Here is a 25,545-nt window from a genome sequence, read left to right as displayed (position 1 = left end):
GCCCGCCGCAAGAACAACAACCGCCAAAGCCCTCTCGGACATCCCAGACCCCCATCACCCGTTTGCCTATCGTTCCCGCGCGTTCTAAGCGGGGACGACAAAAGGCGAAAGAGCCGAGTTCCCGCCCGTCCCGATTGCGTGGATCGACGAACCGGGCTTGCCGGTTCGGGCTGCGGCTCTACAGTCGGGCAGGCAAACACGCCGGCACAAGGATTCACATGACCCCCAGGATGATCGGGCCCGAGGCCGAATGCAGGCTTGACTGGATCGCGCTGAGCGATGCGCTGGCGGCGGGGCATGCGCTGCCGCGGGCGACGGTGGCGGATACGTTCCTTTATCGCGGCAACGACACGTTGCTGACGCGGTCGGCCTGGATCGAGGGGCTGGGGCTGGCGGTCAAGGCGGCCTCGGTCTTTCCCGGCAACCCGGCGCGCGGAGAGGAGTTGATAAACGGCGTCGTCAACCTGCTTGACGACCGGACGGGACAGCTGGAGGCGATTGTCGATTTCCACCTTGTGACCCGCTGGAAGACCGCCGGCGACAGCCTGCTGGCAGCCCGGCACCTGGCGCGCAAGGACGCGCGGCGGGTGCTGATCGTCGGTGCCGGCAAGGTGGCGGCCAGCATGATCGAGGTCTATCGCGCGCTGATCCCCGATGCGCAGGTGACGATCTGGAACCGCAGCCCGGATGCCGCGCGCGACCTCGCGGCTCGAATGGGCGCCGAGGCCGTTCAGGACCTGGAGCCTGCCGTGCGCCAGGCCGAGATCATCGCGACCGCCACGATGGCCCGCGAACCGGTGATCCGCGGCGCCTGGCTTTCACCCGGCACGCATCTGGACCTGATCGGAGCCTATCGCCCCGACATGCGAGAAGTCGATGACGAGGCGATTTCCCGCGCCGCCCTGTTCGTGGACAGCCGCCAGACGACCATCGGCCATATCGGCGAGATCCAGATCCCGCTGGACAACGGCACGATCCGCGAAAGCGACATCCGCGCCGATTTCTATGACCTGCCCTCTGGCGCCTATGCGCGGCCCGACGACCAGGCGATCACCATCGCCAAGAACGGCGGCGGCGCGCATCTTGACCTGATGACCGCGCGCCACATCCTTCAGGTGGCGGGGTAGGGGGCAGTCCAGGGACGCAAGTCCGCCTCCATCCAGGTGCCGTGGGCGGCGTTCGGGAAGACAATCCAGTCCAACCCGAAGCGATGGGCGTTCTCGCTGGTCAGGCGGTGCTGGTCGGCCAGCGTCACGCCTGCGAAACATCCGTCGAAATCGTGCAGCGTGTCGCCCAGGTGCAGGATCACGCGGTGGTCGCGTTCCACGGCTGCGCGGCGTTCGGCCTTGGGCGGGCCAAACAGCAGCACCTGTTCCGCCCGCACCTGCGGCAGGCCAAGCCGCGACAGCGTGGCAATGGTCGCCAGCTTGTTCTCGTCGAACCGGTCCGAGACGTAGAATATCGTGACGCCGAGGCTGTCGGCCAGCGCCAGGAAATCTGCCGCGCCCGGGATCAGGTGGGGATCGCCCTCACGTTCCCACAGCTTCCAGGCATCGGCGCTGTGGAAGGCCCCTTCGTGGTGCATGGCCATCGCCATGACGGCGCTGTTGTCCAGGATCGTCTCGTCGATGTCGCTGACCACGGCCAGTCCCGCGCCACCGCCGGCCTGGTCAACCGCCTCGCGCAGGCGCAGGGTCGCCAGCGCATAGCATTGCCGCTGCAGCGCCTTCACCTCGGCCGAGGCCTGCTGGTACCGGACGGCGATGGCGTGGTCGTGGGGCGTGCGGTCGGTCATGGGCGCTCCTTCGCGGGCAGGCTAAGGTGGCCGCGAGGGAAGGTCAAACGGCCGCCGGGACCGGCATCCGCACCGGTGCCTCGCGCACGGGCAGGTGGATCAGCGCGCTGAAGGCGCCGACACCCACGCCGATCCACCAGACCAGCAGGTAATCGCCCGAGATGTCATAGAGCCAGCCGCCCAGCCAGACGCCCATGAAGGACCCGATCTGGTGCGACAGGAAGACGAAACCGTAAAGCGTCGCCATGTAGCGCAAGCCATAGATATAGGCGACCAGCCCCGAGGTCAGCGGCACCGTCGCCAGCCACAGCCCGCCCATGACCAGCGAGAAGACGATGACCGTCCCCGGTGTCATCGGCGTCAGGATGAAGGCGGCCGCAGCGATCGTGCGCAGCGTGTAGATGCCCGCCAGAAGGTATTTCTTGGTGTACCGCTTGCCCAGGTATCCGGCCAGAATGGCGCCGCCGATATTGGCCAGCCCGATCAGCGAAATTGCGATTGCCCCAAGGGCCGAGGTCGTGGTGATGCCCAGTCCGGCCAGCATGCCGGCGGGATCGATGGGGCCGCACATCTCGGTGATCATGGCCGGGAAATGGGCGGTGATGAAGCCAAGCTGATAGCCGCAGGAAAAGAAGCCTGCGAAGATCATCAGGTAGGACGGGTCGCGGAAGGCGCGCTTCAGGACCGTGCCCATGCTGTCCTCCAGCTCGGACCGGGTGGCGGGCTTGCCGTCTCCCAGCATCGGCAGGAACAGCAGCGTGGCCAGGACGATCACGCTGAAGATCACGAAGACCGACTGCCAGTGGTAGAAGCCCAGCAGGATCTCGGCCAAGGGCGCGCCGAAGACCTGCCCCGCCGATCCGGCGGCGGTCGCGATGCCAAGAGCCAGGCTGCGATTCTCGTCGCTGGCGGCGCGGCCGACGACCGCCAGGATGACGCCGAACCCGGTCCCCGCGATACCGAAGCCGACGATGATCTCCAGCAGTTGCACCCCGGCCGGCGTGGTCGCGAAGGCCGTAAGGATCAGCCCGAGGCTGTAGAGGATCGCGCCCAGGATGATCGCCCACCGGTCGCCCCAGCGTTCCGCCAGTGCGCCGAAGATGGGCTGCCCGATGCCCCAGGCCAGGTTCTGGATGGCGATGGCCAGGCTGAACTCGGCACGCGGCCAGCCGAAATCGGCGGCCACGGGAATCTGGAACACGCCGAAGCTGGCGCGCAGCGCGAAGTTGATCAGCAGGATCAGCGAACCGCCGATCAGGACCGGCGTGAAGATGCGGGCTTGGGTCATGTCAGGGCCTTGGGAAGATCAGGCCCTCAGCGTTGCCCCCGGCAGGGGACAACGTCAATCACGCAATTGTATGGACGCAATCGCGCCTCAGCGGCGGTTCAGCTCGTTCTGGATCGAGAAGCGAGAGGCGGGGATCGAGCCGCCCTTGCGCATCTCGCCCAGGATCACCGTGGTCTTCTGGCCGCTGTCGTCGGTGACGACCCACTGGCGCAGCTCGGTCGGGCTGGTGAAGACCATCTGGATGTTGCCGTTCTGGGGCCGCTGCGGGTCCTGGGCGGTGACAACCGTTGCATTGTCCTGCTCGGTATGGCCGACCACCATGCCTTGGCGGCCCAGGTTCACGTTCGCGTCCAGGATGATCGACAGCGGCGTTTCCGACAGCGGGTACTGCTGCGGGCCGCCGTTCGACTTGGCATCGAAGATCGCCACGTTGCCGCCCGAAGCCAGCACCAGCGTCGGGTCGTTGTTGTATTCGAAGCGCACCCGTCCGGGGCGCTGGATATAGACGGTGCCGGTGGACACGGTGCCATCGGGGTTCACTTGCGTGAATTCCGACGTGACGGTCGTCAGGCTGTTGATATAGCGCGAGATCTCGTTGAGCGAGATCCGCTCTGCCAGCGCCGGAAAGGCGAGGGCAAGGACCAGGGCGGGCGCAAGGGCGAGTGAGCGTATGTTCATGGGATCGATCTTATCCTTTGGCCGTCAACTTGCACATCACGTCTGCCGGATGGATGCGGCGGGGAACGATCGCGCGCCCGTGACGGTTCCGGTCCGTTTGTTTCAGAATGTCGCACTTGTTCGGAACACAGCAGGAACATATCTTTCATCCATGGCACAGCGCACCCTTCAGCAGAAGCTGGCGATCCTGTCGGACGCGGCGAAATACGACGCTTCCTGCGCCTCCAGCGGGACCGACCGGCGCGATTCGCGCAGCGGCGGGATCGGGTCGGCGGGCGGCAGCGGCATCTGCCACGCCTATACACCCGACGGGCGTTGCATCAGCCTGCTGAAGATCTTGATGACGAACTTCTGCATCTATGACTGCGCCTACTGCATCAACCGGGTCAGCAGCAACGTCGAACGCGCGCGCTTCTCGCCCGAAGAAGTCGTCAAGCTGACGCTGGAATTCTATCGCCGCAACATGATCGAGGGGCTGTTTCTATCGTCGGGCATCATCCGCAGCCCGGACCAGACGATGGGCGACATGGTCCGCATTGCGCGGATGCTGCGGGTGGATCACGGCTTCAAGGGCTATGTTCACCTGAAGACGATCCCCGACGCCGCCCCCGATCTGGTGGCCGAGGCCGGCCTGTACGCCGACCGCCTGTCGGTGAACATCGAACTGCCGCAGGACGCCAGCCTGCGCCACCTGGCCCCCGAAAAGCGCCCCGAAACGATACGTGCCGCCATGGCCGACGTGCGCCTGAACCGAGAAGCCGCGAAGGAGCGCAGCCATACCGGCAAGCGCCCTTTGCGATTTGCCCCTGCCGGGCAATCCACGCAGATGATCGTGGGGGCCGACGCGGCAACTGATCGCGACATCCTGCGGACCTCGGCGAATCTTTATTCCGGGTACCGGCTGAAGCGGGTGTATTATTCGGCCTTCAGCCCCATCCCGGACAGTTCGGCCGCGCTGCCGCTGATCAAGCCGCCGCTGATGCGGGAACACCGGCTCTATCAGGCTGACTGGCTGATGCGCTTCTATGGCTTCGAGGCGGACGAGATCGGTGCGGCGCATCCGTCGGGCAATCTGGACCTGGCGATCGACCCCAAGCTGGCCTGGGCGCTGGCGAACCGGGCGCAGTTTCCCGTGGATGTGGTCCGCGCGCCCAAGGAGATGCTGCTGCGCGTTCCGGGCTTCGGAACCAAGACCGTCGACCGCATCCTGGCTGCGCGGCGCAGCGGCGCGGTCCGCTATGCCGACCTGCTGCGCATGGGGGCGATCATGTCCAAGGCGCAGCCTTTCGTGACCCTCTCGGACTGGCGGCCGGGCGGCTTGACCGACAGCGACGGCCTGCGCGCGCGCTTTGCTCCGCCGCCCGAACAGCTGAGCCTGTTCTGATGATCCGCGTCACGCTGCCGCGCTTTGGCCGTTTCGATGCCTGGCGCGATGCGGCCCGCGACCTGGCGCGCAGCCGGATGCCACCGGAACGGGTGGCCTGGGCCGATCCCGACACCCCCGCCGATCTGTTTGGGTCCGAGGCTGCGCCGCCGCCCGGCGATCACCCGGTGACCGCCACCAAGGACTTCCTGCAACTGGCGCGGCAGGTCGCCAGCCATTCCGACCCGGAACGTTGGTCGCTGCTTTACGGGGCGCTGATGCGGGCGCAGGTGGATCGGACGTTCCTGGCGAACCCCGCCGACCCGATGCTGGACCGACTGACCCGCATGGCCAAGTCGGTGCGCCGCGACATCCACAAGATGCACGCCTTTGTGCGATTCCACGAACTGCCCTCCGAAGGTCCTCGCCGTCGCTTCGGCGCCTGGTTCGAACCCGAACATCCCGTCCTTGAGGCCGCCGCGCCCTTTTTCGCCAAGCGCTTCGCCGATATGGACTGGGCCATCGCCACGCCGGAAGGAGTCGCGACCTTCACCGGCGGCGACATCGCCTATGATCCGCCGGGGGTCCGCCCTGACCTGCCCGACGATGCCAGTCACGACCTGTGGCAGACCTATTTCGCCAATATCTTTAACCCCGCCCGCATCAAGACCGACGCCATGCGGTCCGAGATGCCGGTGAAGTACTGGAAGAACCTGCCGGAAACGCGCCTGATCCCCGAGATGCTGGCCGATGCCCCCCGCCGGGTCCAGGCGATGCGCGACGCCGGCGCGACCGAGGCCCCGGCTTTCGCCCCCCGCGTCACCGCCCGCGTACGTCTGCAGCCCGATGATGCGGTGCCGGACAGCTTGGAGCAGGCGGCAGCCCAAGCCGCGCGCTGCACCCGGTGCGAACTGTGCCACGCGGCGACACAGACCGTCTTCGGCCAGGGTGATCCCGGCTCCGGCCTGATGATCGTGGGAGAGGTTCCCGGCGACCAGGAGGACCTGGCCGGCAAGCCCTTTGTCGGTTCCGCAGGCCAGCTTCTGCGCCAGACGATGGCCGAGGTGGGGCTTGACCCCGGCCGCGCCTGGCTGACGAACGCAGTGAAGCACTTCCGCTTCACGCCGCGCGGCAAGCGGCGCATCCACCAGACGCCGGACCGATCGCATGTCGACCGGTGCCGTTGGTGGCTGGACCTGGAACGCAAGTTCGTGGCGCCCCGCTTGACGGTCGCCATGGGCGCCACGGCTGCCTATGCCCTGACGGGTAACCGTGCCACCCTGACGCCCCGACGCGGCGGGATCGAGCCTGCCCGTGATGGCGCCCCGGTGCTGATCACTTGGCACCCCAGCCTGATCCTGCGCCTGCCGGACGATCGCGCCCCGGCGGCGCTCGCCGAACTTCGCGGCGATCTGGCACGGGCGGCGGACATGGTCGCGTGACCGGCAGCAGTTGAACGGCAGAAACCTCACTGGCAGGCCGTCAGGGAACCGAGACCCCGGGTCTTGTGGCCCTCGATGCTCTTCTAGGTTAAATGGATGCCATTGCATGGCAGTTGACATGCGCAGGGACAGCCAACAGCTAAAGCGGTGACCGGCCTGCCGAAGGCCCGGCGCCCGTCCTGGCAGCCCGTCGAGCCCCTATTCTGTCTAAAGATGAAGCGTGCAAATCTCCGATGGATTTCCACGGGCCGATCCACTGGCAGCCGTTTCAACCGTCGGCTTGGCCGGAGGCCAAGGCCGACTGTTTCAGAGCGGCCGACCCCTCAGCAGTCGCGGCATAGGCTCGACCGACAGCCCCGCTGCTTGACGCATGAAACCCCGGCGCAGGCCAGGGATACTGCTGACCAGGCCCATGCCCAGACCCCGCACCGCAGAGACAAGGCCGTTGCTGGTCCCAAACACCCAATTGACGCCGTCCATTCCCAGCGCAAGCGAGGTGGCGTCGAAGCGCCGCCAGCCTTGATAACGTTCCAGCACCAGATCGCTGCCAACATCCTCGCCCCGCCGTGCGGCGTCGACCAAGGTCTCGGCCAGCGCCGCCACGTCGCGCAGGCCCAGGTTCAGGCCCTGGCCCGCGATCGGATGAACGCCATGCGCGGCGTCGCCCACCAGCGCCACCCGCGGCGCGGCGTATCGTTCGGCCAGCGACAGGCTCAGTGGATAGCTGAAGCGCGGCCCGGCCAGTGAGATGTCGCCCAGGAAATCGCCGAAACGCGGCCGGAGGACCGACAGGAAGTCTGCATCGTCCAGCGCCTTGATGGCGGCCGCGTTGGCGTGGGTCTCGGACCAGACGACGCTGCTGCGGTTGCCGGGCAAGGGCAGGATCGCAAGCGGTCCGGTCGACATGAAATGTTGATGCGCAATACCGTGATGGGGAAGATCGTGATCGATGGCGGCAACCAGAGCCGTCTGTCCATAGTCCCAGCCCTGACGCCGGATCGCGGCCCGCGTCGCCACGCCGGACCCGCGTCCGTCGGCCCCGACCAGAAGGCGCGCCGCGACGATGCGGCCGTCAGACAGAGTCACGGTCACGCCGGCCGGTCCGACCTGCTGATCCGTCACGGCGACGCCAGGAAGATGAGTGACCATCCCCTCCATCGCAGCCAGCAGAGCGCGATAGAGGAACCGGTCTTCCAGCATGTGGCCGACCGGGCCGTCCTCGGTCTCGGCGCTGTCGAAATGCAGGAAGAACGGCGCCGCGCCGTCGCCGGGCTGCCCTTGCGACGCCTTGACCTGGTGGATCGGCTGGCTTTGCCCGGCCAGGTCCGTCCACAGCCCAAGCGCCCCCAGAAGCCGCACCGAGGCCACGGCCAGCGCATAGGCGCGCCCGTCGAAAGCATCGCCCGACCGGGCGGCCAGCGGGCGCGGATCGACGACCGCCACCGACAGCCCCGCCCCGGCCAACGCCAGTGCCAATGCCGGGCCGTTCAGCCCGCCCCCCGCGATCAGGACGTCGTAATCGTGTTTCATGGGCGGATCAATGCACGGGACGCCGCGGTTGGCAATGCGACGCAGGGTCTTCGGCCTGCAGCAGGGCCGCCAATCCGCTGCGATAGTCGGGATAGCGCAGGCTGACGCCCAGGTCGCGCTTGATCCGATCGTTCCGCACCCGCTTGCTGTCGGCATAGAAGGACCGCGCCATGGGCGACATCTGCGCCTGCTCGAACGGGATGGCGGGGGGGACGGGCAGGCCCAGCAGGCGGGCGGCATGTTCGATCACCTCTTGCGGGGGGGCGGGATCGTCGTCGCAGAGGTTGTAGATGCCGCCGGGCGCTGGCGCGGTGATCGAGGCCAGCAGAACCTTGGCGATATCCTCGACATGGATGCGCGAAAACACCTGGCCCGGCTTGATGATCCGTCGGGCGGTCCCGTCGCGGACCTTCTGGAACGGGCCACGGCCGGGGCCGTAGATGCCGGCCAGCCGGAAGATGTGCAGCGGCAGGTCTTGCTCGCGAGCCAGCGCCTGCCAGGCGGCCTCGGCCCGGATGCGGGCCTGCCCGCGGGGCCCCGAGCCGTCCAGCACGCTGTCCTCGTCCACCCAGCCGCCCTGGCGATCGCCATAGACGCCGGTCGTGGACAGGTAGCCGATCCAGCGTGGGCGGGCGCGGGCCAGGTCGTCGCGGAACGCCGCCAGGACCGGGTCGCCCCCGTCGGTCGGCGCGGCCGAGATCAGCATGGCATCCGCCCGCCCGATGGCCGCGCGAACCGCATCCTCGGACCCGGGCCACAGCACCGGTTGCGCCCCGGCCGCGGCCACGCGGTCGGTGTCGCCCCGCGTGGTGCCGGTGACGCGCCAGCCCCGTGCCGTCAGGAGTGGCGTCAGATAGCCGGCCGAATAGCCGTGACCGAAGACAAGCATTTCCATGTCGCTACCGTAACGGCAGCCGCGGGCGGGCGCCAGACGCTTGCCTGCGCTGCGACCTGCTGGCAGGGTCGGACAACCAGAAGGACATGACCAGATGACGGATTGCCGCTTTTTGCCGATCGAGACACCCCAGGCCCCGGATCGCAGCGAATACTTCGACGCGACCGAGGCTGTTGCGCATCTGCGCGCGCTTTACGATCAGGCCACGGGCTTCCTGCTGGAGCATTTCACGCGGGTGCTGCACGGGTCGGCGCCGACGGCGCGCTATCGGGCGTTCTATCCCGATCTTCGGCTGGCGATCCCGACGCATGGCAAGGTCGACAGCCGGCTGTCCTTCGGCCATGTTGTGGCGCCGGGCATCTATGCTGCGACGATCACCCGGCCGGACCTGTTCGAGGGCTACCTGATCGAGCAGGTCGGCCTGCTGATGCGGAACCACGGGGTTTCGGTATCGGTGGGCGTCAGCGATACGCCGATGCCCGTGCATTTCGCCGTGGCCGCGCAAAGCGACCTGGCCGTCCCGCAGGAAGGCGTGCTGGATTTCAGCCTGCGCGACGTCTTCGACGTGCCCGACCTGAACACCATGAACGACGACATCGTGAACGGCGTGGCCGGTCCCATGCCGGACGGCAGCCAGCACCTGGCGGCCTTCACCGCGCAGCGCATCGACTATTCCCTGGCGCGGCTGGCCCATTACACCGCAACCGCAGCCGAGCATTTCCAGAACTTCGTGCTGTTCACCAACTACCAGTTCTATGTCGACGAGTTCGAGGCCTTTGCGCGTCGCGTCCTGGCCGATCCGGGGCTGGGCTATACCGAGTTCGTGGCACCGGGGAACCAGGTCATTCGCGGTCCGCAGGAACCCGTCGAGGTGCTGTCGAAGATGCCGCAGATGCCGGCCTACCACCTCAAGCGGGCACACGGGCAAGGGATCACGCTGGTCAATATCGGCGTGGGGCCGTCGAACGCCAAGACCGCGACGGACCATATCGCGGTGTTGCGCCCGCATGTCTGGCTGATGGTCGGCCATTGCGCGGGGCTGCGGAACAGCCAGTCGCTGGGCGACTTCGTCCTGGCCCATGCGTATCTGCGCGAAGATCACGTGCTGGACGACGACCTGCCGGTATGGGTGCCGATCCCGGCCCTGGCCGAGGTGCAGGTCGCCCTGCAAGAGGCCGTGGCCGAGGTCACGCGGCTGGACGGATACGAGCTGAAGCGCATCATGCGCACGGGCACCGTCGCCACCATCGACAACCGCAACTGGGAGTTGCGCGACCAGTCCGGCCCCGTCCACCGCCTGTCGCTGTCGCGCGCCGTGGCGCTGGACATGGAAAGCGCGACCATCGCCGCCAACGGCTTCCGCTTCCGAGTTCCCTATGGCACGCTTCTGTGCGTCAGCGACAAGCCCCTGCACGGGGAACTGAAGCTGCCGGGAATGGCCACGGATTTCTATCGAACCCAGGTCGCCAACCACCTGCTGATTGGGATTCGCGCGATGGAGAAGCTGCGCGACATGCCGCTGGAGCGTATCCATTCGCGCAAGTTGCGGTCATTCAGCGAGACGGCGTTCCTGTGATGCGGCGCTGAAAGCCCAGCAAACGCAGGTTTTCGCGCTTGAGCCGAAAAAGGCTTGATCTGCCCGGCAAAACCGTGTGTAGCAGGCGATATGCCGCAAAAGGCGCAATTTGTGGGCCCGGTGGAACAGGGCAAGAGGAGACAGACCATGGCTACGGCTGCTGCAAAACCGATGACCAAGACCCAGCTGGTGGCGACTCTCGCCGAAGAAATGGGGTCGGACAAGAAAACCGCCGCGGCGGCTCTGGACGCGATCACCGCGATCGTCACGCGTGAAGTCGCCGGTGGCGGCGCCGTCACCCTGCCGGGCATCGGCAAGGTCGCCTGCCGCGCCCGCCCCGAGCGTCAGGTCCGCAACCCGCAGACCCAGGAAATGATGACGAAGGCCGCCGACAAGCAGGTCAAGGTCACCATTGCCAAGGCTCTGAAGGACAGCGTCAACAGCTGATCCTGCCGCTTCGTGGCGAAACGACAAGGGTCGTGCCTGCGGGCGCGGCCCTTTTGCTTTCCGGCTTCACGCCGTCGTGACGGTCTGCTAGCCGTCTTGCACCACCTGCAAGAAAGGCCCGACATGGACATTCGCGCGATCCTGATGGGGCTGGGCTTTGCGGTGATGTGGGCCTCGGCCTTCACCTCGACCCGGATGATCGTGACCGAGGCGCCGCCGCTGATGTCGCTGGCGCTGCGCTTTGCGCTGTCGGGCGTTGTCGGCGTCCTGATCGCGCTGGCCATGAAGCAGACCTGGCGGGGGCTGACGCGCGGGCAGTGGCGGGCGGTCGTGGTGCTGGGGCTGTGCCAGAACGCTCTCTACCTGGGGCTGAACTGGATGGCGATGCAGTGGATCGAGGCAGGGCTTGCCTCGATCATCGCGGCAACCATGCCGTTGATGGTGGCCTTCCTGGGCTGGACGTTGATGGGCGAGCGGCTGCGCCGCATGGGCGTCGTCGGGCTGTTCCTGGGCGTTTTGGGCGTCGGGATCATCATGGGCGCGCGCCTGCAGGGCGGCAGCGACCTGACCGGGATCGCCATGTGCTTTGCCGCGGCACTGGCGCTGGCCGTCGCCACACTGACGGTGCGCGGCGCAAGTTCCGGCGGCAACGTCATGATGGTCGTGGGCCTGCAGATGCTGGTCGGCTCGCTGACGCTTGGCCTTATCGCCCCCTGGTTCGAGACGTGGGACGTCATCTACACGCCGTGCCTGGTCTGGGCCTTCCTCTATACCGTGATCGTGCCGGGACTGCTGGCGACATTCGTCTGGTTCCTGCTGGTCGGGCGCATCGGCGCGGTCCGCGCGGCGACCTTCCACTTCCTGACGCCGTTCTTCGGCGTCGCCATCGCCGCCATGCTGTTGGGCGAGGATCTGGGTGCGGGCGACGTCATCGGCGTTGCGATCATCATGGTCGGCATCCTGGCCGTGCAGCTGTCCAAGGCGCCATTGCCGGTCAAACGCCCGCCCCCCAGTTGACGGATCCGGTGCAGGTCCTGCCGCGTTGGCCGAACAGAGATGATTTGCGACGCCTTGTCGTCGTTGATTTTCACGAAATGTTCGCCATCTTGGTTCCATGCGCGCCGACCAGATCCTGCACCCGACCGAGGCCGGGCTTTACTGTCCGCCCGGCGACTTCTTCATCGACCCCATCCGCCCGGTTCCCCGCGCGCTGATCACGCATGGGCACGGCGATCACGCGCGGGCAGGCCACGGCGCAGTCATGGCCACGCAGCAGACGCTGGACATCATGGCGATCCGCTATGGCGAGGATTTCACTGAAACGCGCCAAGCCGCAGACGGCGTCACCCGGGTCGGCGAGGTCGAGGTCAGCTTTCACCCTGCGGGGCATATCCTCGGCTCGGCCCAGATCGCGATCCAGCCCGACAAGGGGCCGAAGATCGTCGTGTCGGGCGACTACTGCCGGGCGCCGAACCCGGTCTGCGCCTCTTACGAGCCGGTGCCCTGCGACGTCTTCGTGACCGAGGCGACCTTCGGCCTGCCGGTCTTTCGCCACCCCGACCCGGTGGCCGAAATGACCCGCCTGATCGCGAGCATGGCGGAATTTCCCGGACGCCCGCACCTGATCGGCGCCTATGCCCTGGGCAAGGCGCAGCGGGTCATCGCACTGGCGCGGCAGGCCGGGATCGACGGCCCCATCGCGATCCACGGCGCGCTGCAGCGGCTGTGCGATTTTCACGTGGAACAAGGCATAGACCTGGGGCCCTTGGTGCCGGCCACGGCCAAGCAGGTGGATGCGCAGTTGATCATCGCGCCGCCGTCGGCCTTCGCAAGCGCCTGGGTGCAGCGCTTCCAGGACCCGGTGATCGGCTTCGCCTCGGGCTGGATGGCGGTGCGCGCCCGCGCCCGGCAGCGCGGGGTGGAACTGCCGCTGGTCATCAGCGACCATGTCGACTGGCCGCAGGTCACTCAGACGATCCGGGAACTGGCCCCCGAGGAAATCTGGATCACCCACGGCACCGAGGACGGGCTGATGCGCTGGTGCGAGATCGAGGGCTTTGCCGCCCGACCCCTGCGCCTTGTCGGCTATGAGGAAGAGCCGGAATGAAGGCTTTTGCGTATCTTCTGGAGCGTCTGGCCTTCACCGCCGCGCGCAATGCCAAGCTGCGCCTGCTGCGGCACTACCTGGAGCAGACGCCGGACCCCGACCGCGGCTATGCCCTGGCGGCGCTGACGGGGGACCTGAAGCTGCGCGCCGTGACGCCCAGCCTGCTGCGCGGGCTGATCGAGGAGCGCGTGGACGGCCAGCTGTTCGCCCTGTCCTATGACTTTGTCGGCGACCTCGCCGAGACAATCGCGCTGTTGTGGGAGACCGACGAGGACCAGGACGTGCCGCTGCACCAGGCGGTGGCGCTGCTGTCGGACACCGGCAGGTCGGGACTGCCTGCGGCCATCGCCGCGATGCTGGATCGGCTGGGGCCGTCGCAGCGGCTGGCGTTCCTGAAGCTGGCCACGGGCAACATGCGCGTCGGCCTGTCGGCACGCATGGCCCGGATCGCCCTGGCCGAGATGGGCGCGCCCGAGGTCAAGGACATCGAGGAGATCTGGCACGGCCTGACGCCGCCTTATCAGCCGCTGTTCGACTGGATTGCGGGCGGCACGCAGCCCGAACACGCGGCCCGTGCGCCCTTCCGGCCGGTCATGCTGTCCACGCCGGTCGATCTGGACCAGCTGCGGGCCTTAGATCCGGCAGACTATACCGCCGAATGGAAGTGGGACGGCATCCGCGTCCAGGCGATCAACGACGGGGGCACGCGCAGGCTCTATTCCCGGACCGGAGAGGATATCGGCAAGGCCTTCCCGGATCTTCTGGACGCGTTGAACTTCGACGGCGCCCTGGACGGAGAACTGCTGGTCAGACGCGGGCCGGAGGTTGCGCCCTTTGGCGACCTGCAGAAGCGCCTTGGCCGCAAGGTCGTCGGGCGCGCGATGCTGGACAGCCATCCGGCTGGCCTTCGGGTCTATGACGTGATGATCTGGCAGGGGCGCGACCTGCGCGACCTGCCGCACGAGGATCGCCGCGCCATCCTGGAGACCGCAGATTTCGGCAGCGACCGGATCGACCTGTCGCCGCTGTTGCCGTTCGAGACATGGGACGACCTGGCCGCCCTGCGCGCCGACCCGCCAAGCATCGTCATCGAGGGCGTGATGATCAAGCGGCGCGACAGCACCTATGTCGGCGGCCGGCCGCGCGGCCCGTGGTTCAAGTGGAAGCGCGACCCGATGGTGGTGGACGCTGTGATGCTCTATGCGCAGCGGGGCCACGGAAAGCGGTCGGGGTTCTATAGCGACTTCACCTTCGGCCTGTGGGACGGCCCGCAGCTGGTCCCGGTCGGCAAGGCCTATTTCGGCTTTACCGACGAAGAGCTGCGCGAACTGGACCGCTTTGTCAGGAACAACACCACAGAACGCTTTGGTCCCGTGCGCGCCGTTGCGCCCAAGCTGGTGCTGGAGGTTGCGTTCGAAGGGCTGAATGCTTCGCCCCGCCACAAGTCAGGGGTTGCGATGCGCTTTCCGCGCATCAGCCGCATCCGCTGGGACAAGCCCGTGGACGAGGCCGACCGGCTGGAGACGCTGAAAGACATGATCCCGTGAACCTTCCCAAGGAGTTTCAGGAATGGTTCGCCACGCAGGGCTGGCAGCCGCATCCCCACCAGATCGACCTGCTGAACGCCCGCGGCGACAGCCTGCTGATCGCGCCCACCGGCGGCGGCAAGACGCTGGCCGGGTTCCTGCCCAGCCTGGTCGAGCTGCGCGACCCTCCTGGGGGTCTGCACACACTCTATGTCTCGCCCCTGAAGGCGCTGACGGCGGATATCGCGCGCAATCTGTCGCGTCCGGTGGCGGATCTGGGCCTGAAGATCCGCATCGAGGATCGGACCGGCGACACCCGGTCCGGTCAGCGGGCGCGACAGCGCGTCGATCCGCCGGACATCCTGCTGACCACGCCCGAATCGCTGGCGCTGATGCTGTCCTATGAACAGGCGCCGGCGATCTTCGGGTCCGTGCGCCGCGTAGTCCTGGACGAGCTGCACGCCCTGGCCGAAAACAAGCGCGGCGACCAGTTGATGCTGTGCCTGGCGCGGCTGAAGGCGCTGGCCCCCGGCATGATCGCGACCGGCCTGTCGGCCACCGTCGAGGACCCTGCGAGGCTGGCTCGCTTTATGGGCGGGGCGCGGGTGATCCATGCCGATCCCGGCCCCGATCCAGACATCGCCATGCTGCCCACCACGCGTCCCGCGCCATGGGCCGGAGGCGGTGGCCACTATGCCGTGCCCGACGTCCTGGCCGAGGTCGCGCGGGCCAACACTACCATCATCTTCATCAACACCCGCGCCCAGGCCGAGCTGTTCTTCCAAGCCATATGGGCCGCAAATGATGCCAACCTGCCCATCGGCCTGCACCACGGCAGCCTGTCCCGAGAAGCGCGCCAGCGGGTCGAGGCCGCCATGGCGGCGGGCGAATTGCGCGCCGTGGTGGCCACGGGCAGCCTGGACCTGGGCATCGACTGGGGCGCCGTCGACCTGGTGATCCAGGTCGGCGCGCCCAAGAACGTCAAGCGGCTGGTCCAGCGCATCGGCCGAGCCAATCACCGCTACAACGCGCCGTCCAGGGCGCGGATCGTGCCGGCCAACCGGTTCGAGGTGATCGAATGCGTCGCCGCATTGCAGGCGGTGCGTGAACGCGACCTGGACGGCGACGACCGGGGGCAGGGGCCGCTGGATGTCCTTTGCCAGCACATCCTGCTGACCGCCTGCGCAGGACCCTTCGACGCCGACGCGCTGTTCGCGGAGGTGCGCGAGGCCGGTCCCTATCGCGAGCTGTCGCGCGCGGATTTCGACGCCTGCGTGGATTTCGCGGCCACCGGCGGCTATGCGCTGCGGGCCTATGACCGCTGGCAGCGGCTGATGCTGCGCGATGGGCTGGTGCGCCTGCGCGACCCGCGCGCGGCCCGCGACCTGCGCATGAACATCGGCACGATCGTCGAGGCCGAAATGCTGAAGGTCCGCTTTCGTGGCCGTGGCGGCAGCCTTCTGGGTGAGGTCGAGGAAAGCTTCGCCTCGACCCTGGTGCCGGGCGACACCTTCCTGATCGGCGGCCAGACCGTACGTTACGACGCGCTGCGCGAGATGGTGGTCGAAGTGACGAAGCAACCCGCGAAAGAGCCGCGGATCGCGGTCTATTCCGGGCTGAAGCTTGCCACGTCGACCCAGCTGTCGCACCGGGTGCAGGCGCTGATCGGCGATCCGGCAGCGCATGTCATCCTGCCACCGGACACGCAAGAGTGGCTGGCGCTGCAGGCCCGCGTCAGCGGGCTGCCACGTCCGGGCGTGCTGGTCAGCGAAAGCTTCCCGCATCAGGGGCGGTGGCACTTCGCGATGTATGGATTTGCGGGCCGCAACGCATTGCAGACGCTCGGCCTCTTGATGACCCGCACGATGGAGGTCGCGGGGCTGGGCCCCCTGGGCTTCCTGTCGACCGATTACGCGCTGCTGATCTGGTCGCTGGACCCGGTGACGGACCCCGCGCCCCTGCTGGACCGCGACGGGCTGCGCGAAGGCCTGGGCGACTGGCTGGGCAGCAACGCCGTCATGAAGCGCAGCTTTCGCAACGTGGCGACCATCGCCGGGCTGATCCAGCGCAACCTGCCGGGGCAGCGCAAGTCCGGGCGGCAGGCGACGTTTTCCAGCGACATCCTCTATGACACGCTGCGCAGGTACGACCCCGATCACCTGATGCTGCGCATCACCGCCGACGAGGCCCGGCGGGGCCTTGTGGATTTCGACCGGATCGAGGAAATGCTGGCCCGCACCGACCGATTCGACCACCGAGTCCTGGACCGCGTCCCGCCACTGGCCGCACCGCTGCTGCTGGAGATGGGCCGCGTGCCCATCGCGGGCCAGGGCCGCGAGCGCATGGCCGAGGCCGAGGCGGCGGCCCTGATGGCAGAGGCAGGATTGACGACGTGACGGCCCATCCCTTCGACTTCGACGGCCAGCATCTGCTGGCGCGAACCTCTGGCGCGCTGGTCTGGCCGGCGCGGCGCTGGCTGATCGTGTCCGACCTGCACCTGGGTAAATCCGAGCGGATGGCACGCCGCGGCGGCGCGCTGCTGCCCCCCTACGAGACCGAGGCGACGCTGGACAGGCTGGAGGCCGAGATCGACGCGACCGAGCCCGATACAGTGGTCAGCCTTGGCGACGGGTTCGACGACGATGCAGCCGGGCGCAGCTTGCCCGATGCGATCTGCCGGCGTCTGCGGGCCATGGCTGCCGGGCGCCGCTGGATCTGGATCAGCGGCAACCACGATCCCGGCGGCATCTGTCCGCGCATGCCGGGACAGTCGGTCGATGCGCTGCACGACGGCTTGATCCTGCGGCACCAGGCCGGGCAGGGCCCTGACGTCTCGGGCCACTACCACCCTTGCGTCACGCTGGCTGGCCAGCGGATGCGCTGCTTCCTGGTCGGTCGGGACCACCTGATCCTGCCGGCGTTCGGAACCTATACGGGTGGTTTGCCTGTGACGGACGCAGCACTTGCGCGACTGGTGCCGCAAGGCACCGCCATTGCCTGCGGCGCGCGCCCGATCGCGTTTCCGGTCGATGGGGCGCGGGTGCGGCCACGCAAAAGGGCAGGCGGGTTTCGCCGGCCCTTCTGATGCATCAAGCCGCTAATCAGAACCGGAAGTTCAGGCCGACCTTGACGTTGCTGTGGGTGGGTGTCGGGCGGGTCGCGACTGCAGTGTCGTCGCCGATGTCGAATTCGACCGTCTTCTCGCCGAAGTCGCGGTACTGGTACTCGGCGAAAATGGACATCCGATCGGACATCCGGCGTTCGACGCCCAGTCCCAAGGCATAACCGGTGTTCGAGTATTCGACCGTCTGCGAATCATCGTTCAGGGTGCCGGTATAGTCGAATTTGCCATGCGCGATGCCCGCGGTGCCATAGACGAGCGTGCCGGGCGAGACCTCGTAGCCGGTCTTCATGACCAAGGTCGCGACGTACTTGACGTCGCTTTCCAGCGTGCCCTCGGAGCCGAATGCCGACACTGCATCGCTGCCGTCGACACTGCCGCCTTCGATGCCAAGTTCGGGGCCGAAGACCCACTTGTTGCGCTGCCAGCGATAGCCAGCATGCAGGCCGCCTGTGACCCCCTTGATGTCAGCCTCGCCAAGGTCGTTCGCGCGGCCGACCGTGCTTCCGTCCGAGAGCAGCTCCAGGCCAATCTCGTCATCGCCGCTGAAGGAGTAGCCAAGCGACCCGCCGACATAACCGCCTGCCCAGGTGCTGACCGAAACGGGTGCCACCTCGACCGGGGTCACCTCGACCACCGGCGCGACGACGGGTTCGCCAGCAAGCGCAGCCTGAATGCCGATGAAGACGGACGCGGACGCGGCGAGTGCGAGTCGGTTCGAGTGCATGATGGTGTCCTGCAAATGCGGCCGGAGGGCGACCGGATATATCAATACTCTGCGCAAGTAAGGCAGATCGAGCCTTGGGAATCAAATGGAACGGCACATTGGATGAGGCGATCCGGCCGCTGAACGGCCGGCCGTGGTCTTTGTGCAACAACCTAAGGATGTACTATCAGGTATCAAGATTCTCGACGTTCAGCGCGTTCTGCTGGATGAATTCCCGCCGCGGTTCGACCACGTCGCCCATCAGCTTTGTGAACAGGTCCTCGGCTTCGGCCACGTCTTCGATCCGCACCTGCAGCATCGTGCGCGCGACCGGATCGAGCGTCGTTTCCCACAACTGCTCGGGATTCATCTCGCCCAGACCCTTGTAGCGCTGCAACGACAGGCCCTTCTCGCCCTCGAGGAACACGGCCTGCAGAAGCCCCAGCGGGCCGAAGATCGGCTGGTCGCGATCCTTGCGGATCAGCCGCGCGGGCTTGCCATAGATGTCCTGCAGTGCCTGCGTCATCTCACCCAACCGGCGGCTTTCGGCGCTCCGCAGCATCTGACCGTCCAGGGTGCGATTCTCCTCGACGCCGCGCAGCGTGCGCGACAGGCGGATACCGGCATCCTGGGTCGGACGGCCCTGCCAGCCGCGCTCGTATTCTTCGGCGATCAGGTCCAGGCGTGCGGCGATGTCGGCGGCCACGCCCTTTGCATCCTGGTCGATCCGCCCGACCACCAGTGCACCGGCAATGGCTGCCTGTTCGGTGATGTGTGGCGGGTAATGCGTCGGGTAGGCGCGCAGATAGCGGCGGGCCTGCCGGGCGTCTTCGATCACGCGGGCCAGGTCGTTGCCGGTAATCTCCTCGCCCGATGCCAGGCGGAGGGTGGCGCCTTCGGCACCCTGGTGGATCAGGTAATCCTCCAGCGCGGCCTCGTTCTTCAGATAAACCTCGGACCGGCCGCGCCCGACCTTGTAGAGCGGCGGTTGTGCGATATAAAGATGCCCGGCCTCGATCAGCTCCGGCATCTGCCGGAAGAAGAAAGTCAGCAGAAGCGTCCGGATATGCGCGCCGTCCACATCGGCATCTGTCATGATGACGATCTTGTGGTAGCGCAGCTTCTTGAGGCTGAACTCGTCGCGCCCGATTCCGGTGCCGAGGGCGGTGATCAGCGTGCCGATCTGGTCGCTGGACAGCATCCGGTCGAAGCGGGCGCGTTCCACGTTCAGGATCTTGCCCCGAAGCGGCAGCACCGCCTGGTTCTGGCGCGACCGGCCTTGCTTGGCCGACCCGCCGGCCGAGTCTCCCTCGACGATGAACAGTTCCGACAGCGCCGGGTCCTTCTCCTGACAGTCCGCCAGCTTGCCGGGCAGCGAAGCCACGTCCATTGCCGTCTTGCGCCGCGTCAGTTCGCGTGCCTTGCGCGCGGCCTCGCGCGCCAAGGCGGCCTCGATGATCTTGCCGACAATCTGGCGGGCCTCGGTCGGGTTTTCCTCGAACCACTCGGACAGCTTTTCGTTCACCAGGCTCTCGACCGCAGGGCGCACCTCGGATGACACAAGCTTGTCCTTGGTCTGGCTCGAGAATTTTGGATCGGGCACCTTTACCGACAGTACGCAGGTCAGGCCCTCGCGCGCGTCGTCTCCGGTGAAGTCGACCTTCTCCTTCTTGGCGATGCCGCTGTCCTGGGCGTATTTCCCGATCACCCGGGTCAGGGCACCGCGGAAGCCCGCCATGTGCGTGCCGCCGTCGCGCTGCGGGATGTTGTTGGTGAAGGGCAGCACCGTCTCGTGGTAGCTGTCGTTCCACCACATCGCGACCTCGACCCCGATGCCGTTCTTCTCGCCGGTCATGAAGATCGGTTCCGGCATCACGGCGGTCTTCGACCGGTCGAGGTACTTCACGAATTCCCGCACGCCGCCGTCGTAGAAGAGCTCGGTCTTCTGGACCTCGGCATGCCGCTCATCCTCGAGGATGATGCGCACGCCGCTGTTCAGGAAGGCCAGCTCGCGCAGGCGATTTTCCAGCGTCTTGAAGCTGTAATCGAGGTTCGAGAACGTCCCTTCGGGGTGGTTGGTCTTGGCCGAAGCCATGAACCGCACCTCGGTCCCCTTCTGGCCGGGAGCGTCGCCCACCACGCGCAGATGTTCGACCGTGTCACCATGTTCGAAGCGGACGAAATGTTCCTTGCCATTGCGCCAGATCCGCAGCTCCAGCCAGTCGGAGAGCGCGTTCACCACCGACACGCCCACGCCGTGAAGGCCGCCAGAGACCTTGTAGCTGTTCTGGTCGAACTTCCCACCCGCATGCAGCTGGGTCATGATGACCTCTGCCGCGCTGACACCTTCGGATGCGTGCATGTCGACCGGGATACCGCGGCCGTTGTCGCGAACGCTGACGCTGCTGTCCGCGTGGATCTTGACCTGGACGAAGTCGGCGTGGCCGGCCAGCGCCTCGTCGATGCCGTTGTCGACGACCTCGTAGACCATGTGGTGCAGGCCCGACCCGTCGTCGGTGTCGCCGATATACATGCCGGGCCGTTTGCGCACTGCCTCCAAGCCCTTGAGAACCTTGATGGAAGAGGCGCCGTATTCGGCGGGCTGCTGGGCGGTGTCGGTCATGCGTCGGGGTTCCTGTTCATACTGTCCCGATATAGGCCTTCGGACCGGCAAAGTCACGGCTTTGGCTGGGTTTTTCAGCCCTTTCGGCGGGTTTTCTGCAAACTGTCAGCCCCGGCCGGACCAAAGCTGCCCCGCCGCCAGCGCCAGTCCCACCAGGACCAGCAGCCAGCCCGAGATCCTGTTCATCCACCGCATCCCTTGGGGCGTCGCCAGCCGGGTTCGCGCGGCCGCGATGGCGGCGCCCATGACCAGGTTCAGCCCCAGCGGGATCGTGGCCGACATCAGCGCGATCAGCGCAACATCGCCGCCCGTCAGGCGGGCGATGGGGAAGAAGCCCGGCAGCACCGAAACGTAGAATAGCGCGGCCTTGGGGTTGCCGGTGATCGCCAGAAGCCCGGCCGAAAAACCAGCCCAGCCCCCGCTGCGCGTCAGGCGGCTGTCGCCCTGGACGGGTCGGCCTGCGTGGCGCAGCAGCGCGAGCCCCATCCCCAGGAACACCGCGACCGCGGTCCAGCGCAGCGCCGACAGAAGGGCCTGTTCGCCGACCAGAAGCGTCAGCCCGAAGATGGCGACCAAGGGCCAGACCAGGTCGCCAACGGCCACGCCAAGCGCCAGCGGCCAGACCCCGGCCCAGCCAGACGACAACCCTCGTGCCATGATGGCCACCCAGACGGGGCCGGGCGTCAGCCAGATCGCGCCAAGCGCGCCGGCATAAAGCCAGAAGGATTGCGCCGTGAACGTCATGCGACCTCCACGGCGGCCGAGCGGCCGTCGGTCTTGGTAACCGACAGGCGGCGGGCGCGGGGGCCGAAGGCGTCAAACAGTTCGGGTCCGGTGCCGGACAGCAGGCTCTGGGCGGGCAGGGCGATGATCCGGTCATAGAGCGCGGCGCGCCGGTCGGCATCGAGGTGCGCCGCGACCTCGTCCAGCAGCAGCAGCACGGGCTGGTCCGACAGCGCCCGCGCATTGGCCAGGATCAGCGACAGCAGCAGCGCCTTTTGCTCTCCGGTCGAGGAGAGGGCGGCGGGCATGTCCTGCGGCCCCCAGGACGCGCCCAGATCGGCGCGGTGGGGACCGGACAGCGTGCGCCCCGCCGCCACGTCGCGCGGCCGCATTGCGGCAAGGCGCGCGGCGATGCTGTCGGCGTCAGCGTCGTCGGCCGCGCCTTCGCCTGGCAGAAGGGTCAGCTGCGCCGCCGGAAAGTCGCCGCCGTCCTGTGCGGCCATGATGGTCGCCAGCGCGTCCTGCCGGTTGCGGGTCAGGGCGCTGCCGGATTCGGCCATCTGCCCTTCGAGCGCGCGATACCAGCCCGCGTCCTGGACCTGGTCGCGCAGCAGCCGGTTGCGTTCGCGCATCGCCTTTTCATAGGCCAGCGCAAGGTCGGCATGATCGGGCATCAGCGACAGGGTCACGCGATCCAGGAACCGGCGGCGCCCCTCGGGTGCGTCCGACCACAGCCGGTCCATCGCCGGGACCAGCCAGATGACGCGCACCAACCGGCCCAGCTGCGTCTGCGGCACCGTCTTGTCGTCGATCGTCACGCTGCGGGTCTCTCCGGGCGCCGCGGCAGTGTCGACCGCATGATCGCCAAGGGCCGCGCGGATGCGCCAGCCCGCGTCAGGGCCCTGGCGCGCCTGTTCGGCGGCCGCGGCGCCGCGAAGACCGCGCCCCGGCGCCAGCATAGACATCGCCTCGAGGATGTTCGTCTTTCCCGACCCGTTCGGCCCGAAGATCGCCAGCGGCTGCTTGTCCAGCCCAAGCTCCAGCCGGGGCCAGGACCGGAACTGCGACAGCCGCAGCGAGTTCAGTGTCACACGCGCATCGGCATGACGACATAGACCGCCGTCTGGTCGCTGCCTTCGCGGATCAGCGCCGCATCGCCCGACCCGTTGAACATGAAGACCGCATTGTCGCGGTCCACCTGGCTGGCGATTTCCTGCAGGTATTTCGCGTTGAAGCCGATCTCCAGCGGCTCGTCTGCATAAGCGACGATCAGTTCTTCCTCGGCCGCGCCGGCATCGGGGGCGTTCACCGACAGGATCAGCCGGTCCTGGTCCAGCGACAGCTTGACCGCGCGCGAGCGTTCGCTGCTGACGGTGGCGACGCGGTCGACGGCACGGGCGAAGTCGGTGGCGTCCACCTCCAGCTTGCGGCTGTTGCCCTGCGGGATCACCCGGCTGTAGTCGGGGAAGGTCCCGTCGATCACCTTTGAGGTCAGCGTGATCGTCGGGGTGGCGAAGCGCACCTTGGTCTCGCTGACCGACACGGCGATTTCGGCCTCGTCGTCGTCCAGCAGCTTGCGCAGCTCTCCGACCGTCTTGCGGGGGACGATCACGCCCGGCATCTCGTCGGCGCCGACCGGCAGCGGCGCGTCGATGCGCGCCAGGCGGTGGCCGTCGGTGGCCACGCAGCGCAGCATCGGGCCGTCCTCGGACTTGGCGACGTGCATGTAGACGCCGTTCAGGTAGTACCGGGTCTCCTCGGTCGAGATCGCGAACTTGGACTTGTCGAACAGCCGTCGCAGCACGCCCGCGGGCGCGCGGAAGTTCGCGCTGTATTCGCTGGTGGCCATGACCGGGAAATCGGCCCGCGGCAGGGTCGCCAGGCTGAAGGACGACCGCCCGGCCTGGACCGACAGCCGGCCCGCCGCGTCGTCGCTGGCGATCTGCACCAGCGCGCCGTCGGGCAGCTTGCGCGCGATCTCGTTCAGCATGACGGCGCTGACGGTGGTCGAACCCGGCCGCTCGACCTGGGCGGCGGCGCTGTCCACGACCTCGGTATCCAGGTCGGTGGCGCGGAAGCTGACGCCGTCGGGCGTCGCCTCGATCAGGACGTTCGCCAGGATCGGGATGGTGTTGCGGCGTTCCACGACCGACTGGGCCTGCGACACGGCCTTCACCAGAACGGCGCGCTCGATCGAGAATTTCATCAGCTTCCCCTGTCCCATAGGCGCTTCGGCCCGTTCGTCGGACCTGATGTGTAACCGCGCCGGCGGGCGGTCACAAGATTTTCGTTTTTCAGGCTTCGAGCATCCGCTTCAGGACGGCGATATCCTCGACCATGCTGCTGTCCTCGACCAGCAACTCCTCGATCTTGCGCACGCCGTGCATGATCGTGGTGTGGTCGCGCCCGCCGAAGCGGCGGCCGATCTCGGGCAGGGACCGGCTGGTCAGCTGTTTCGACAGATACATGGCGATCTGGCGGGGCCGGGCGACGTTGCGGGCGCGCTTCGGGCCCATCATGTCGGCCAGGCGGATGTTGTAGTGCTCGGCCACCTTGCGCTGGATGTCGTCGATGTTGATCTTGCGGTCGTTGGTGCGCAGGATGTCGGCCAGGCATTCCTGCGCGACCTCCAGCGTGATCTCGCGGCGCAGCAGGCTGGCATGTGCAAACAGCCGCTGCAGCGCGCCTTCCAGCACGCGGACGTTGGTGGTGATGCGGTGGGCCAGGAACTCCAGCACCCCCGCGCCGATCTCCAGGTCGGGCTGCTGGGCGCGGAAGACCTCGGTCTTGGACTGCAGGATGCCCAGGCGCAGCTCGTAGGTGGTCGGGTGCAGGTCGACGATCAGGCCGCAGGACAGCCGCGACTTGATGCGTTCCTCGAGGCCCTTGATCTCGGCGGGCGCGCGGTCTGCGGAAATCACGATCTGCTTGCCCTGGTCGACCAGAGCGTTGAACGTATGAAAAAATTCCTCTTGGGTGCTGTCCTTGCCGGCGATGAACTGCACATCGTCGACCATCAGCATGTTCACGTTCCGGAACATGCCCTTGAAGTCCATGATGGTGCTTTCCCGCAGCGCCTGGACAAAGCGGTACATGAACTGCTCGGCCGACAGGTACAGCACCTGCGCCGCCGGGTGGCGCGCCTGAAAGTCATGCGCGATGGCGTGCATCAGGTGCGTCTTGCCGAGGCCCACGCCGCCATAGAGGAACAGCGGGTTGAAGCCCACCGGACCGCCCTCGGCCACACGGCGGGCGGCGGCGTGGGCCAGCTCGTTCGGCTTGCCGACGACGAAATTGTTGAACGTGTAGCGCGGGTCCAGCGGCGCGCCCAGGTCGGCCCGGGGGGCGCGTGTGGTTGGCGTTTCGGCCGCGTGGCTGGCGGGGGCGGCGGCCTGCGCGGCGGGACGGGCCGCCTGGCTGCCGACGTCGAAGCGCAGCCTTTCGACGGTGGCGCCAGAGCGGGTCAGGACCGCCATGATGTCCTTGGCGAAATGCCGGTTCACCCAGTCCGAGATGAAACGGGTCGGGCTGACGAAATGCGCGGCCCCGTCATCGATGGACGCCAGGCGCAGGGGCTTGATCCAGTGGTTGTAGTTGTTCGGCCCGACGCTTTTTTCCAGCTCGGCGCATGCCTGACCCCAGATCCTGTCCATCATCATCCTGTTTCCCGTGCCTGTCCCCACCCCCCGCCGGTTGATCCGACGGGCCAGGATTCGCGCGGCCTG

General features: G+C 67.3%; 21 protein-coding genes. 10 read left to right on the top strand and 11 right to left on the bottom strand.

What is annotated here, in order from left to right; genetic code table 11:
• Positions 1 to 218 precede the first annotated feature (218 nt).
• Positions 219 to 1,127 (top strand): ornithine cyclodeaminase family protein, encoded by a 909-nt coding sequence (locus OC159_RS12595; RefSeq protein ID WP_265501523.1) that lies wholly within the window; start codon positions 219 to 221, stop codon positions 1,125 to 1,127.
• Here the strand turns inward: OC159_RS12595 and OC159_RS12590 are convergent.
• The 3 genes from OC159_RS12590 to OC159_RS12580 form a co-directional block, all read right to left on the bottom strand.
• Positions 1,112 to 1,795, bottom strand: a complete 684-nt coding sequence (locus OC159_RS12590) for a 5'-nucleotidase, lipoprotein e(P4) family (protein ID WP_265501522.1) — start codon at positions 1,793 to 1,795, stop codon at positions 1,112 to 1,114. The two genes, OC159_RS12595 and OC159_RS12590, sit on opposite strands and share 16 nt — an antisense overlap.
• 43 nt (positions 1,796 to 1,838) lie before the next feature.
• Positions 1,839 to 3,083, bottom strand: coding sequence for an MFS transporter (locus OC159_RS12585; protein ID WP_265501521.1), 1,245 nt, complete (start codon positions 3,081 to 3,083; stop codon positions 1,839 to 1,841).
• A gap of 87 nt (positions 3,084 to 3,170) precedes the next feature.
• Positions 3,171 to 3,761, bottom strand: a complete 591-nt coding sequence (locus OC159_RS12580) for a LolA family protein (protein WP_265501520.1) — start codon at positions 3,759 to 3,761, stop codon at positions 3,171 to 3,173.
• A 151-nt stretch (positions 3,762 to 3,912) separates the two neighbouring features.
• On the opposite strand from OC159_RS12580, the gene OC159_RS12575 reads away from it, so the two are divergent.
• Both OC159_RS12575 and OC159_RS12570 read left to right on the top strand, forming a co-directional pair.
• Positions 3,913 to 5,145: a putative DNA modification/repair radical SAM protein gene (locus OC159_RS12575; protein ID WP_265501519.1), complete on the top strand. Its 1,233-nt coding sequence runs from the start codon at positions 3,913 to 3,915 to the stop codon at positions 5,143 to 5,145.
• On the top strand, positions 5,145 to 6,566 hold the full coding sequence (locus OC159_RS12570; protein WP_265501518.1) for a UdgX family uracil-DNA binding protein: 1,422 nt from the start codon (positions 5,145 to 5,147) through the stop codon (positions 6,564 to 6,566). Before OC159_RS12575 ends, OC159_RS12570 begins: the two co-directional genes overlap by 1 nt.
• A 306-nt stretch (positions 6,567 to 6,872) precedes the next feature.
• Here the strand turns inward: OC159_RS12570 and OC159_RS12565 are convergent, their stop codons facing one another.
• Both OC159_RS12565 and OC159_RS12560 read right to left on the bottom strand, forming a co-directional pair.
• The gene (locus tag OC159_RS12565) at positions 6,873 to 8,096 is read right to left on the bottom strand and encodes an FAD-dependent monooxygenase (protein WP_265501517.1); all 1,224 of its coding nucleotides are present in this window, start codon (positions 8,094 to 8,096) and stop codon (positions 6,873 to 6,875) included.
• 7 nt (positions 8,097 to 8,103) lie between these two features.
• Positions 8,104 to 8,991 carry an SDR family oxidoreductase gene (locus tag OC159_RS12560; protein WP_265501516.1) on the bottom strand — a complete coding sequence of 296 codons (888 nt, stop codon included), beginning with the start codon at positions 8,989 to 8,991 and terminating at the stop codon, positions 8,104 to 8,106.
• Positions 8,992 to 9,085: 94 nt separating this feature from the next.
• Here OC159_RS12560 and OC159_RS12555 point away from each other — a divergent pair, with 94 nt between their 5' ends.
• From OC159_RS12555 to pdeM, 7 genes are all read left to right on the top strand, one after another.
• Positions 9,086 to 10,567, top strand: coding sequence for an AMP nucleosidase (locus OC159_RS12555; RefSeq protein ID WP_265501515.1), 1,482 nt, complete (start codon positions 9,086 to 9,088; stop codon positions 10,565 to 10,567).
• 147 nt (positions 10,568 to 10,714) lie between these two features.
• On the top strand, positions 10,715 to 11,014 hold the full coding sequence (locus OC159_RS12550; protein WP_265501527.1) for an HU family DNA-binding protein: 300 nt from the start codon (positions 10,715 to 10,717) through the stop codon (positions 11,012 to 11,014).
• A gap of 123 nt (positions 11,015 to 11,137) precedes the next feature.
• A complete protein-coding gene (locus tag OC159_RS12545) occupies positions 11,138 to 12,031 on the top strand; it encodes a DMT family transporter (RefSeq protein WP_265501514.1) in 894 nt (297 codons plus the stop codon).
• Between the two features lie 97 nt (positions 12,032 to 12,128).
• Positions 12,129 to 13,121 (top strand): ligase-associated DNA damage response exonuclease, encoded by a 993-nt coding sequence (locus OC159_RS12540; RefSeq protein ID WP_265501513.1) that lies wholly within the window; start codon positions 12,129 to 12,131, stop codon positions 13,119 to 13,121.
• Positions 13,118 to 14,668 carry a cisplatin damage response ATP-dependent DNA ligase gene (locus OC159_RS12535; protein WP_265501512.1) on the top strand — a complete coding sequence of 517 codons (1,551 nt, stop codon included), beginning with the start codon at positions 13,118 to 13,120 and terminating at the stop codon, positions 14,666 to 14,668. Before OC159_RS12540 ends, OC159_RS12535 begins: the two co-directional genes overlap by 4 nt.
• Entirely contained in the window at positions 14,665 to 17,043 is a 2,379-nt protein-coding gene (locus OC159_RS12530; RefSeq protein ID WP_265501511.1) for a ligase-associated DNA damage response DEXH box helicase, read from the top strand. The genes OC159_RS12535 and OC159_RS12530 overlap by 4 nt, the downstream gene beginning before the upstream one ends.
• Entirely contained in the window at positions 17,040 to 17,732 is a 693-nt protein-coding gene (gene pdeM / locus OC159_RS12525; RefSeq protein ID WP_265501510.1) for a ligase-associated DNA damage response endonuclease PdeM, read from the top strand. Before OC159_RS12530 ends, pdeM begins: the two co-directional genes overlap by 4 nt.
• Positions 17,733 to 17,748: 16 nt before the next feature.
• Here the strand turns inward: pdeM and OC159_RS12520 are convergent, their stop codons facing one another.
• The 6 genes from OC159_RS12520 to dnaA all read right to left on the bottom strand — a co-directional run bounded on the left by OC159_RS12520 (position 17,749) and on the right by dnaA (position 25,476).
• Complete coding sequence (locus tag OC159_RS12520; protein ID WP_265501509.1) at positions 17,749 to 18,495, bottom strand: outer membrane protein; 747 nt, start codon at positions 18,493 to 18,495, stop codon at positions 17,749 to 17,751.
• Positions 18,496 to 18,661: 166 nt separating this feature from the next.
• Complete coding sequence (gene gyrB / locus OC159_RS12515; protein ID WP_265501508.1) at positions 18,662 to 21,097, bottom strand: DNA topoisomerase (ATP-hydrolyzing) subunit B; 2,436 nt, start codon at positions 21,095 to 21,097, stop codon at positions 18,662 to 18,664.
• Between the two features lie 105 nt (positions 21,098 to 21,202).
• On the bottom strand, positions 21,203 to 21,841 hold the full coding sequence (locus OC159_RS12510) for a LysE family translocator (protein ID WP_265501507.1): 639 nt from the start codon (positions 21,839 to 21,841) through the stop codon (positions 21,203 to 21,205).
• Positions 21,838 to 22,911, bottom strand: a complete 1,074-nt coding sequence (recF, locus tag OC159_RS12505) for a DNA replication/repair protein RecF (RefSeq protein WP_265501506.1) — start codon at positions 22,909 to 22,911, stop codon at positions 21,838 to 21,840. Before recF ends, OC159_RS12510 begins: the two co-directional genes overlap by 4 nt.
• Positions 22,908 to 24,026 carry a DNA polymerase III subunit beta gene (gene dnaN / locus OC159_RS12500; protein ID WP_265501505.1) on the bottom strand — a complete coding sequence of 373 codons (1,119 nt, stop codon included), beginning with the start codon at positions 24,024 to 24,026 and terminating at the stop codon, positions 22,908 to 22,910. The genes recF and dnaN overlap by 4 nt, the downstream gene beginning before the upstream one ends.
• Before the next feature lie 88 nt (positions 24,027 to 24,114).
• The gene (gene dnaA, locus OC159_RS12495) at positions 24,115 to 25,476 is read right to left on the bottom strand and encodes a chromosomal replication initiator protein DnaA (RefSeq protein WP_265501526.1); all 1,362 of its coding nucleotides are present in this window, start codon (positions 25,474 to 25,476) and stop codon (positions 24,115 to 24,117) included.
• Between the last annotated feature and the right edge of the window lie 69 nt (positions 25,477 to 25,545).

This window comes from Paracoccus beibuensis (assembly GCF_026162625.1).
Lineage (GTDB): Bacteria > Pseudomonadota > Alphaproteobacteria > Rhodobacterales > Rhodobacteraceae > Paracoccus > Paracoccus beibuensis.
The sequence above is the reverse complement of the archived record's forward strand: the minus strand, read 5'-3'. Positions and strand labels throughout refer to the sequence as shown.

Excerpts from the sequence above, each read along its gene's own strand:
- OC159_RS12595 (WP_265501523.1), top strand. The coding sequence starts at position 219 with ATGACCCCCAGGATGATCGGGCCCGAGGCCGAATGCAGGCTTGACTGG.
- OC159_RS12590 (WP_265501522.1), bottom strand. The coding sequence starts at position 1,795 with ATGACCGACCGCACGCCCCACGACCACGCCATCGCCGTCCGGTACCAG.
- OC159_RS12585 (WP_265501521.1), bottom strand. The coding sequence starts at position 3,083 with ATGACCCAAGCCCGCATCTTCACGCCGGTCCTGATCGGCGGTTCGCTG.
- OC159_RS12580 (WP_265501520.1), bottom strand. The coding sequence starts at position 3,761 with ATGAACATACGCTCACTCGCCCTTGCGCCCGCCCTGGTCCTTGCCCTC.
- OC159_RS12575 (WP_265501519.1), top strand. The coding sequence starts at position 3,913 with ATGGCACAGCGCACCCTTCAGCAGAAGCTGGCGATCCTGTCGGACGCG.
- OC159_RS12570 (WP_265501518.1), top strand. The coding sequence starts at position 5,145 with ATGATCCGCGTCACGCTGCCGCGCTTTGGCCGTTTCGATGCCTGGCGC.
- OC159_RS12565 (WP_265501517.1), bottom strand. The coding sequence starts at position 8,096 with ATGAAACACGATTACGACGTCCTGATCGCGGGGGGCGGGCTGAACGGC.
- OC159_RS12560 (WP_265501516.1), bottom strand. The coding sequence starts at position 8,991 with ATGGAAATGCTTGTCTTCGGTCACGGCTATTCGGCCGGCTATCTGACG.
- OC159_RS12555 (WP_265501515.1), top strand. The coding sequence starts at position 9,086 with ATGACGGATTGCCGCTTTTTGCCGATCGAGACACCCCAGGCCCCGGAT.
- OC159_RS12550 (WP_265501527.1), top strand. The coding sequence starts at position 10,715 with ATGGCTACGGCTGCTGCAAAACCGATGACCAAGACCCAGCTGGTGGCG.
- OC159_RS12545 (WP_265501514.1), top strand. The coding sequence starts at position 11,138 with ATGGACATTCGCGCGATCCTGATGGGGCTGGGCTTTGCGGTGATGTGG.
- OC159_RS12540 (WP_265501513.1), top strand. The coding sequence starts at position 12,129 with ATGCGCGCCGACCAGATCCTGCACCCGACCGAGGCCGGGCTTTACTGT.
- OC159_RS12535 (WP_265501512.1), top strand. The coding sequence starts at position 13,118 with ATGAAGGCTTTTGCGTATCTTCTGGAGCGTCTGGCCTTCACCGCCGCG.
- OC159_RS12520 (WP_265501509.1), bottom strand. The coding sequence starts at position 18,495 with ATGCACTCGAACCGACTCGCACTCGCCGCGTCCGCGTCCGTCTTCATC.
- gyrB (WP_265501508.1), bottom strand. The coding sequence starts at position 21,097 with ATGACCGACACCGCCCAGCAGCCCGCCGAATACGGCGCCTCTTCCATC.
- OC159_RS12510 (WP_265501507.1), bottom strand. The coding sequence starts at position 21,841 with ATGACGTTCACGGCGCAATCCTTCTGGCTTTATGCCGGCGCGCTTGGC.
- dnaN (WP_265501505.1), bottom strand. The coding sequence starts at position 24,026 with ATGAAATTCTCGATCGAGCGCGCCGTTCTGGTGAAGGCCGTGTCGCAG.
- dnaA (WP_265501526.1), bottom strand. The coding sequence starts at position 25,476 with ATGATGGACAGGATCTGGGGTCAGGCATGCGCCGAGCTGGAAAAAAGC.